The 9,109-nt window shown below is 53.2% G+C and carries 6 protein-coding genes and 2 pseudogenes; 7 read left to right on the plus strand and 1 reads right to left on the minus strand.

Annotated features, from left to right (window positions below):
• Window positions 1-2 precede the first annotated feature (2 nt).
• The 6 genes and pseudogenes from P2G88_RS07990 to P2G88_RS08015 form a co-directional block, all read left to right on the plus strand.
• The gene (locus P2G88_RS07990; protein WP_275795318.1) at window positions 3-713 is read left to right on the plus strand and encodes a succinate dehydrogenase iron-sulfur subunit; all 711 of its coding nucleotides are present in this window, start codon (window positions 3-5) and stop codon (window positions 711-713) included.
• A 110-nt stretch (window positions 714-823) separates the two neighbouring features.
• The gene (locus tag P2G88_RS07995; RefSeq protein WP_275795319.1) at window positions 824-3,643 is read left to right on the plus strand and encodes a 2-oxoglutarate dehydrogenase E1 component; all 2,820 of its coding nucleotides are present in this window, start codon (window positions 824-826) and stop codon (window positions 3,641-3,643) included.
• 9 nt (window positions 3,644-3,652) lie between these two features.
• On the plus strand, window positions 3,653-5,194 hold the full coding sequence (odhB, locus tag P2G88_RS08000) for a 2-oxoglutarate dehydrogenase complex dihydrolipoyllysine-residue succinyltransferase (protein WP_275795320.1): 1,542 nt from the start codon (window positions 3,653-3,655) through the stop codon (window positions 5,192-5,194).
• A 130-nt stretch (window positions 5,195-5,324) separates the two neighbouring features.
• Complete coding sequence (gene sucC, locus P2G88_RS08005; RefSeq protein WP_275795321.1) at window positions 5,325-6,494, plus strand: ADP-forming succinate--CoA ligase subunit beta; 1,170 nt, start codon at window positions 5,325-5,327, stop codon at window positions 6,492-6,494.
• Window positions 6,491-7,363: a succinate--CoA ligase subunit alpha gene (gene sucD, locus P2G88_RS08010; protein ID WP_275795322.1), complete on the plus strand. Its 873-nt coding sequence runs from the start codon at window positions 6,491-6,493 to the stop codon at window positions 7,361-7,363. Before sucC ends, sucD begins: the two co-directional genes overlap by 4 nt.
• 175 nt (window positions 7,364-7,538) lie before the next feature.
• Window positions 7,539-7,625: pseudogene (locus tag P2G88_RS08015) on the plus strand (type II toxin-antitoxin system YoeB family toxin); the annotation flags it as partial.
• A 20-nt stretch (window positions 7,626-7,645) separates the two neighbouring features.
• On the opposite strand, the gene P2G88_RS08020 reads toward P2G88_RS08015, so the two are convergent.
• The gene (locus P2G88_RS08020) at window positions 7,646-8,650 is read right to left on the minus strand and encodes an integron integrase (RefSeq protein ID WP_275795323.1); all 1,005 of its coding nucleotides are present in this window, start codon (window positions 8,648-8,650) and stop codon (window positions 7,646-7,648) included.
• 336 nt (window positions 8,651-8,986) lie between these two features.
• Here P2G88_RS08020 and P2G88_RS08025 point away from each other — a divergent pair.
• Window positions 8,987-9,109 (plus strand): annotated as a pseudogene (locus tag P2G88_RS08025) (transposase); the annotation flags it as partial.

Here is a 9,109-nt window from a genome sequence, read left to right on the forward strand (position 1 = left end):
AGATGAAATTGAATTTTTCAATTTATCGTTACAATCCTGATGTCGATAGTGCACCTCGGATGCAGGATTATCAGCTGGAAGCGGAAGACGGCCGTGACATGATGGTGCTGGATGCACTTATCCAACTGAAAGAGCAAGACCCTACGCTGGCGTTTCGTCGTTCCTGCCGTGAAGGTGTGTGCGGCTCAGACGGTTTGAACATGAATGGTAAGAATGGCCTGGCCTGTATCACGCCTTTGTCTGCCCTTAAAGGCGGCAAGATTGTGATCCGTCCATTGCCTGGTCTGCCTGTGGTGCGTGACCTGGTCGTCGATATGACCCAGTTCTACACCCAGTACGAGAAGATCAAGCCGTTCCTGATCAACGACAGCAAGCAGCCACCGGCCCGCGAATTCCTGCAATCACCACAAGAGCGTGAAAAGCTGGATGGCCTGTATGAGTGTATACTCTGTGCCTGCTGCTCCACGTCCTGTCCGTCATTCTGGTGGAATCCGGACAAGTTCATCGGCCCGGCCGGTTTGCTGCATGCCTACCGCTTCCTGGCTGACAGCCGCGACACCGCCACCGAAGAGCGTCTGAATGATTTGGATGACGCCTTCAGTGTGTTCCGTTGTCACGGTATTATGAACTGCGTGAGTGTTTGCCCCAAAGGCTTGAACCCGACCAAGGCGATTGGTCAGATCAAGTCTATGCTATTGCAACGGGCTGTTTAGTGTAATAGCCGCGCCTGGCGCGGCTTGTTATGTTTTTGCTAAATAGCCATCCGCTAGGGGTGGCTATTTTTTGTATTTTAACTACCTGTCTTTTCGATTAAGGGACAAAAATGCTAGAAAGCGTGATGAAAGCATGGTGGGAATCGTCCCACATGGCTGGTGGTAACGCTGCTTACGTAGAAGAAGTCTACGAAGCATATCTCGACGATCCCCAAAGCGTGTCACAAGAGTGGCGCGACATTTTTGACCATTTACCCAAGGTGGACGGCGTTGAGCTGGAATCCAAGCACAGCGTTATCCGCGACCAGTTCCGCACGATGGCCAAACTTGGGCCCATGAGCCGCGTAGCCAAGGCGGTGGCCGCCAGTGCCCCTTCTGACGACAGACAGGTCAAAGTACTGCAGCTGATCAATGCCTATCGCTTCCGCGGTCATCAGCATGCCAATCTCGACCCGCTCGGGCTGTGGAAGCAGGAGCGAGTGCGTGATCTGGAACTGTCGCACCACGAACTGTCTGAAAAAGACTTCGACAGCGTATTTAACGTAGGCTCCTATGCCATCGGTCAGGACAGCATGCCCTTGGGCGAGCTGTTTAAGTCGCTGAACCGCACCTATTGCGGCAGCATCGGCGCCGAATACATGCATATTACCAATACCGAGCAGAAACGCTGGATCCAGCAGCGTATCGAATCGGTGCAGGCCAAGCCTGAATTCGACCGTGACACCAAGGTCAGTATTCTTAAAGGCCTGGTCGCAGCTGACGGCATGGAAAAATACTTAGGCTCCAAGTTCCCGGGTGCCAAGCGCTTCTCACTGGAAGGAGGCGATGCCCTTATTCCCATGCTCAAGAACCTGATCACCCACGCCGGTACCAACGGTGCCAAAGAAGTGGTGATCGGCATGGCCCACCGTGGCCGCTTAAACGTGTTGGTTAACGTACTGGGTAAAAACCCCTCCGTACTCTTTGATGAATTCTCCGGCAAACATGATGAGTCATTGGGCTCAGGCGATGTGAAGTATCATGCCGGTTATTCTTCTGACTTTGCTACCCCGGGCGGCAACGTGCATTTGGCGCTGGCCTTTAACCCATCTCACCTGGAAATCGTTAACCCGGTGGTGATGGGTTCGGTACGTGCCCGTCAGGACAGACGTGGCTGCAAAGACGGCTCGTCAGTGGTGCCGGTGACTATCCACGGTGACTCTGCCATCGCCGGACAAGGCGTGGTGCAGGAAACCTTTAACATGTCGCAGACCCGTGGCTTTAAAGTCGGCGGTACGGTGCGCATCGTTATCAACAACCAGGTTGGCTTTACCACGTCCAAGACCGAAGACGTGCGCTCCACGCAATACTGTACCGACATCGCCAAGATGGTACAGGCGCCGATTTTCCATGTGAATTCAGACGACCCCGAAGCCGTGGTATTTGTCACCAAACTGGCCATGGATTATCGCAATACCTTTAAGCGCGATGTGGTGATTGACCTGGTTTGCTACCGTCGTCATGGACACAACGAAGCTGATGAGCCCAATGCCACTCAGCCACTGATGTACCAGAAGATTAAAAAGCATCCGGTACCCCGTGAAATTTATGCCGAGCAGCTGGTTGCAGAAGGCATTATACAGTCTCATGACGCTGACAAGTTGGTTAACGACTATCGTGCCGCTTTGGATCACGGCGCCTGTGTGGTTGAAGAATGGCGCCCGATGACCGAGCATTCGGTGGACTGGTCACCTTACCTTGGCCATGACTGGGATGCCGCCTATGACGGCAGCATTTCCGTAGATAAACTGCGTGAACTGGGCGAAAAGCTGTGCAGCTATCCTGAAGATTTCGAGCTGCATTCGCGGGTTAACAAGCTGTATGAAGATCGTAAAACCATGATCGCCGGCGAAAAGCCGCTGGATTGGGGTATGGCCGAAACCCTGGCCTATGCCAGCATTGTCGAGCGTGGTAGTCGTATCCGTCTGACCGGACAGGATTCTGGCCGTGGTACCTTCTTCCACCGCCATGCGGTGATGCACAACCAAAAAGACGCCAGCACTTTTATGCCATTGCAGCATATTAGTGAAGAACAGGGCTCTATCGAAATTTATGACTCGGTATTGTCTGAAGAAGCGGCAATGGCCTTCGAATATGGTTATTCCACTGCCGAACCCGGCTGTTTGACCATTTGGGAAGCCCAGTTTGGTGACTTCGCCAACGGTGCCCAGGTAGTGATTGACCAATTCCTGTGTTCCGGCGAGCACAAGTGGGGACGTTTATGCGGCCTGACCCTGTTGTTGCCCCATGGCTACGAAGGGCAGGGACCAGAGCATAGCTCGGCCCGTCTCGAGCGTTTCCTGCAACTATGCGCCGATCACAACTGGCAGGTCTGTGTACCGTCAACGCCAGCGCAGGTATTTCATATGCTGCGTCGTCAGATGATCCGTCCGATGCGCCGCCCACTGATTGTGATGTCGCCTAAGTCATTGCTGCGTCATCCGCTGGCAGTGTCTTCGCTGGAAGAGCTGGCAGAAGGCGTTTTCAAAAACGTAATTGGCGAGATTGACGATATTAATCCGGCCAATGTTAAAAAAGTGGTGCTGTGCTCCGGCAAAGTTTACTACGATCTGCTCGATCAGCGCCGCAAGAACGAACAGGATGATGTGGCCATCATCCGTATCGAACAGCTGTATCCTTTCCCGCACAAAGAGATTGAAGAGGTGCTTAAGCCCTTTAGCCATGTGAAGGATTGGGTATGGTGCCAGGAAGAGCCGCAAAACCAGGGCGCCTGGTATTGCAGCCAGCATCACTTCTGGGCCTCCATCCCTTCCGGGGCGAAGCTCAGCTACGCAGGCCGCGCCGCTTCCTCTGCGCCGGCGGTTGGCTATATCTCAATTCACAACCAGCAGCAGAAAGCGCTGGTTGACGATGCCTTACAGACTAAATAAGGGAACAGCATGAGCATAGAAATAAAAGTCCCGGTCCTGCCCGAATCCGTAGCCGACGCCACCATTGCCACCTGGCATGTGGCCGAGGGTGATAAGGTTTCCCGAGACCAGCACTTAGTTGATATTGAGACCGACAAAGTGGTGCTGGAAGTGGTTGCCCCTGCCGATGGCGTAATGGGTGAGATCCGTCAGGGCGAAGGCGCCACCGTTAAGGCTGAAGAAGTAATTGCGACCCTGAGTGAGGGCAGCAGCAAGGGCGACAGTAAGGGCAATGGAGAGGAAAAATCAGCCTCCAAGTCTGATGACGCCGAAGACAAACCATCCAAGTCATCCAGTGACAGTAGCAAAGGTGAAACTGTGGAAATCAAAGTACCCGTATTGCCGGAGTCGGTAGCGGACGCCACCGTGGCCACTTGGCATGTGAAGCCAGGCGAGCAAGTCTCCCGTGACCAGAACCTGGTCGATATCGAAACCGACAAAGTCGTACTCGAAGTGGTCGCGCCCGCCGATGGCGCGCTGGAAGAGATCCTGGCCGAAGAAGGCGCCACCGTTAGCGCCGAGCAGGTGATCGCTAAGTTTAAGGCCGGTGCCGGTGCAGCCAAGGCGCAAGAGAAATCCGACAGCAATGACAGCGGCAAAGAAGAATCAAGCGATGACAGCGATGCACTGAGCCCCTCTGTGCGTCGCCTGCTGGCCGAGAAAGGTGTTGACCCTGCAAAAATCAAGGGTACCGGTAAAAATGGCCGTATTACCAAAGAAGATGTCGAGAAGCATCTGAAAGGCGGCGATAAGCCTGCCGCTGCACCGGCGCCAGCCACTGCTGCCGCACCTGCAGTATCCGGTATGGCTGAGCGTACCGAGAAGCGCGTGCCCATGACCCGTCTGCGTAAGACAATTGCCACCCGTCTGCTGGAAGCCAGGAACAGCACGGCCATGTTGACCACTTTCAATGAAGTTAACATGAAGCCGATTATGGACCTGCGTAAGCAATACCAGGATGTGTTTGAGAAGCGTCACGGTATTCGCCTTGGCTTTATGTCTTTCTACGTGAAAGCCGTCACCGAAGCCCTGAAGCGCTTCCCTGAAGTGAATGCTTCCATTGATGGCGACGATATTTGCTATCACAACTACTTTGATATCAGCATTGCCGTGTCCACACCACGTGGTCTGGTAACGCCTGTGCTGCGCGACTGTGACCAGTTGTCGGTCGCCGATGTGGAAAAGGGCATCAAAGATTTGGCCATTAAAGGCCGTGACGGCAAGTTGGCGATGGCCGACCTGCAAGGCGGTAACTTCACTATCACCAATGGTGGTGTGTTTGGTTCGCTGCTGTCTACCCCCATCATCAACCCACCACAAAGCGCCATCCTGGGCATGCACAAGATCCAGGACCGCCCCATGGTGGTGGACGGCAAGATTGAGATCCTGCCAATGATGTACCTGGCGCTGTCTTATGATCACCGTATCATCGACGGCAAAGAGTCAGTGGGCTTCCTGGTTACCGTCAAGGAGCTTCTGGAAGATCCAACGCGTCTGCTGCTGGACGTTTAATTTCATCAGTACGCCCCGGTTCGCCGGGGGACAGATAGGCGCCGGCACCGCTGTTTCCATAGAGACACCGGGGCCGGCGATTAAAACTGCAAACGCAGTGTTATCACAGCAAAAAAACGGAAAAAACGCCATGAACTTGCATGAATATCAGGGCAAACAACTATTTGCCGAATACGGCTTACCCGTTTCCGAAGGGTATGCAGCCGATACGCCACAGGCCGCAGTAGAAGCGGCTGAGCGCATCGGTGGAAACCAGTGGGTAGTCAAGTGCCAGGTCCACGCCGGTGGCCGCGGCAAGGCTGGCGGTGTGAAGCTGGTCAAGACCAAAGACGAAATCCGTCAATTTGCTCAGCATTGGTTGGGTAAAAACCTGGTGACCTACCAGACTGACGAGCATGGTCAGCCGGTCAACAAGATCCTGGTGGAATCCTGCACCGACATCGACAAAGAGCTTTATCTGGGTGCGGTTGTTGACCGTTCTACCCGTCGCGTGGTGTTTATGGCTTCTACCGAAGGTGGTGTAGAAATCGAGAAAGTGGCAGAAGAAACCCCTGAGAAGATCCTCAAGGCTGCCATCGATCCACTGGTCGGCGCACAGCCTTACCAGGCCCGTGAAATCGCCTTTAAACTGGGCCTTGAAGGCGCACAGATCAAGCAATTCACTAACATCTTCCTGGGCCTGGCCAAGATGTTCGTTGATCTGGACGTTGCCCTGATTGAGATCAACCCGCTGGTGATCAAGACCGACGGCAACCTGCACTGCCTGGATGCCAAGCTAGTGATCGACTCCAACGCCATGTACCGTCAGCCCAAGCTGCGCGACATGCACGACCCGTCTCAGGAAGATGAGCGTGAATCCCGTGCTGCCAAGTGGGAGCTGAACTACGTAGCTCTGGAAGGTAACATCGGTTGTATGGTTAACGGTGCTGGCCTTGCCATGGGTACCATGGACATCGTCAAACTGCACGGTGGCCAGCCTGCCAACTTCCTGGATGTGGGCGGCGGCGCGACCAAAGAGCGCGTGACCGAAGCATTCAAGATCATCCTCTCTGACGCCAATGTACAGGCGGTTCTGGTTAACATCTTCGGCGGTATCGTACGCTGCGACATGATTGCCGAAGGCATCATCGGCGCCGTGGAAGAAGTAGGCGTAAACGTGCCGGTTGTGGTTCGCCTTGAAGGCAACAACGCTGAGCTTGGCGCCAAGAAACTGGAAGAATGTGAATTGAATATCATCGCTGCTACCAGCCTGACCGACGCTGCGCAGAAAGTGGTAGCTGCCGCCGGAGGTGCAAAATGAGCGTATTGATTAACAAAAATACCAAGGTTATCTGCCAGGGTTTCACCGGCGGACAGGGCACCTTCCACTCTGAGCAGGCGCTGGCCTATGGCACGCAAATGGTTGGCGGTGTAACCCCAGGTAAAGGCGGCACCACGCATTTAGGTCTGCCTGTATTTGATACCGTAAAAGAAGCCGTTGCCGCCACCGGCGCCACTGCCTCTGTGATTTACGTACCGGCGCCTTTCTGTAAAGACTCCATCATCGAAGCAGCCGATGCCGGCATCGAGCTTATCGTCTGTATCACCGAAGGCATTCCCACTATGGATATGCTGTTCGTGAAAGAGTACATCACCCAGAAAGGCGTACGCATGATCGGTCCAAACTGCCCGGGTGTGATCACCCCCGGCGAGTGCAAGATCGGCATCATGCCTGGTCATATCCACAAGCCTGGCAAGGTGGGTATCGTGTCACGCTCTGGCACCCTGACCTATGAAGCGGTTAAGCAGACCACAGACGAAGGCTTCGGCCAGTCTACCTGCGTAGGTATCGGTGGCGACCCGATCCCTGGCTCTAACTTCATCGACATCCTGAAATTGTTCCAGGACGATCCACAGACCGAAGCCATCATCATGATCGGTGAAATCGGTGGCTCTGCCGAAGAAGAAGCCGCTGCCTTTATCAAGGAAAACGTCACCAAGCCAGTAGTGTCCTACATCGCTGGTGTGACTGCTCCTCCAGGTAAGCGTATGGGCCACGCCGGTGCCATCATCTCTGGTGGTAAAGGCACCGCCGATGAGAAATTCAAGGCCCTGCAAGACGCTGGTGTAACCACTGTGCGTTCACTGGCCGATATCGGCAAGGCACTACGCGAGCGTACCGGCTGGTAAAAGCTGGCTACGAGCTACGAGCTGCGAGGTTCGAGTAGAAAAAGGGCGACCAACTGGTCGCCTTTTTTGTTTTTTACCACCGAGACACAGAGGGCACAGAGAGGAGGGAGTCAGTTTTTACTCATAAACCTTGTAACTATTCTTCACTCCTCACTCCTCACTCCTCACTCCTCACTCCTCACGAATCGATGACACCAACCGACTGGTTTATGCCATAGAAGAAACGGCAGTTACTATTATTTCCTGCCGTTATTACTATTAATCTGGGCATTGGTCGCCTTTTTATGCAGCCTGATATGAGGAGACAGGTTCACCAACGCTATTGCCCAGAAGCGCATCCACCGGACTCATTACCCCCGCATGGTGACGGCCCAGAACATGGGTGTAGATTTGCGTAGTTTTAATATCGCTATGACCCAACAGCTCCTGAATAGTACGCAAATCTGTACCCTGTTCCAGTAGGTGGGTGGCAAAGGAGTGACGCAAGGTATGGCAAGTCGCCAATTCATTCACACCTGACGCTATGACCGCTTTTTTGACTGCACGCTGAAGCGTTTTCTCATGAATATGATGGCGCTTCAACAGGCCATCATCAGGATCGGTTGAAAGGTTGTCTGAGGGAAACAGAAACTGAAAGCTTAAGCTCTTGGCCGAGTTAGGATACTTTCGGGCTAGCGCGTAGGGCATATTCACTAAACCAGATCCCTTTTCCAAATCGGCCCGGTGTTGGATACGCACCCGGTCAATCTGCTTACCAAGCTCTATCTTTAGCATCGATGGCATCAATGTAACGCGATCTTTCGCCCCTTTACCGTTGTGTATCACTATGCTGCTATGCACAAAATCCAGGTCGCCAACACGAAGACGCAAACACTCACTTAGACGCAGTCCACAGCCGTACATGATTTTGGCCATAAGAGACAATTGGCCGGACATACAACCAATCAACTTCTGCACATCCTGGCGAGTCAGGACTACAGGCAGTTTTTGCCGGGGCTTGGCGCGAACGGCATTAATACCCTCTAAAGGACGATTCAGTACCGCTTTAAACAAAAACAGCAAGGCATTGAGGGCGATAGATTGAGTGGCGGGAGATACATTGCGTTTTACTGCCAGAAAACTCAAAAATCGCTCAACTTCAGGTACACCATGCTCTGCAGGATGTGCCATCTTGTGAAAACGTAGGTAAACACAAATCCAATGCCAGTAGGTTTTCTCCGTTTTTTGCGCGTAATGCCGAAGCTTAATGGCTTCGTGAAACTGTCGTTTTAGATCGCCTTTAGCCATGGTTATAACCTCGCAGAATATAGCTGTATATAAATACAGTTAATGTATAGTTCATACTTCCATATGACGCAATTCCAGGCCGTCGTTGAAAAAGCTGGAAAATGGACAAGACGTGAAATACAGTGACGATACAAAGATTTGACCAAGGCAGGCAAGAATCCGGTCAGGGAACATAGACGACAGCTGTCGCTTTACACGCCGTATAGCACATAGACCGACACCCGCTACCTATTGATCCATACCAACAAGACTGGACACCTCGTTAAGCGATAGAATCGCAATCGAGGTGAAGCATGACAAAAGAATCCAGATCCCGTAAACGCCACGGCGAAGAATTTTAAAGCAGAAGCCCTGCGACTGGCCGGGAAAATCGGTGTGGCCAAAGCGGCCAGAGAACTGGGCTTACACGGCGCTCAAATATACCAGTGGCGTGCAGCGGCCGAGAAGAAAGCCGGCACC

The sequence above is a fragment of the Aliiglaciecola sp. CAU 1673 genome (assembly GCF_029223185.1).
Lineage (GTDB): Bacteria > Pseudomonadota > Gammaproteobacteria > Enterobacterales > Alteromonadaceae > Bowmanella.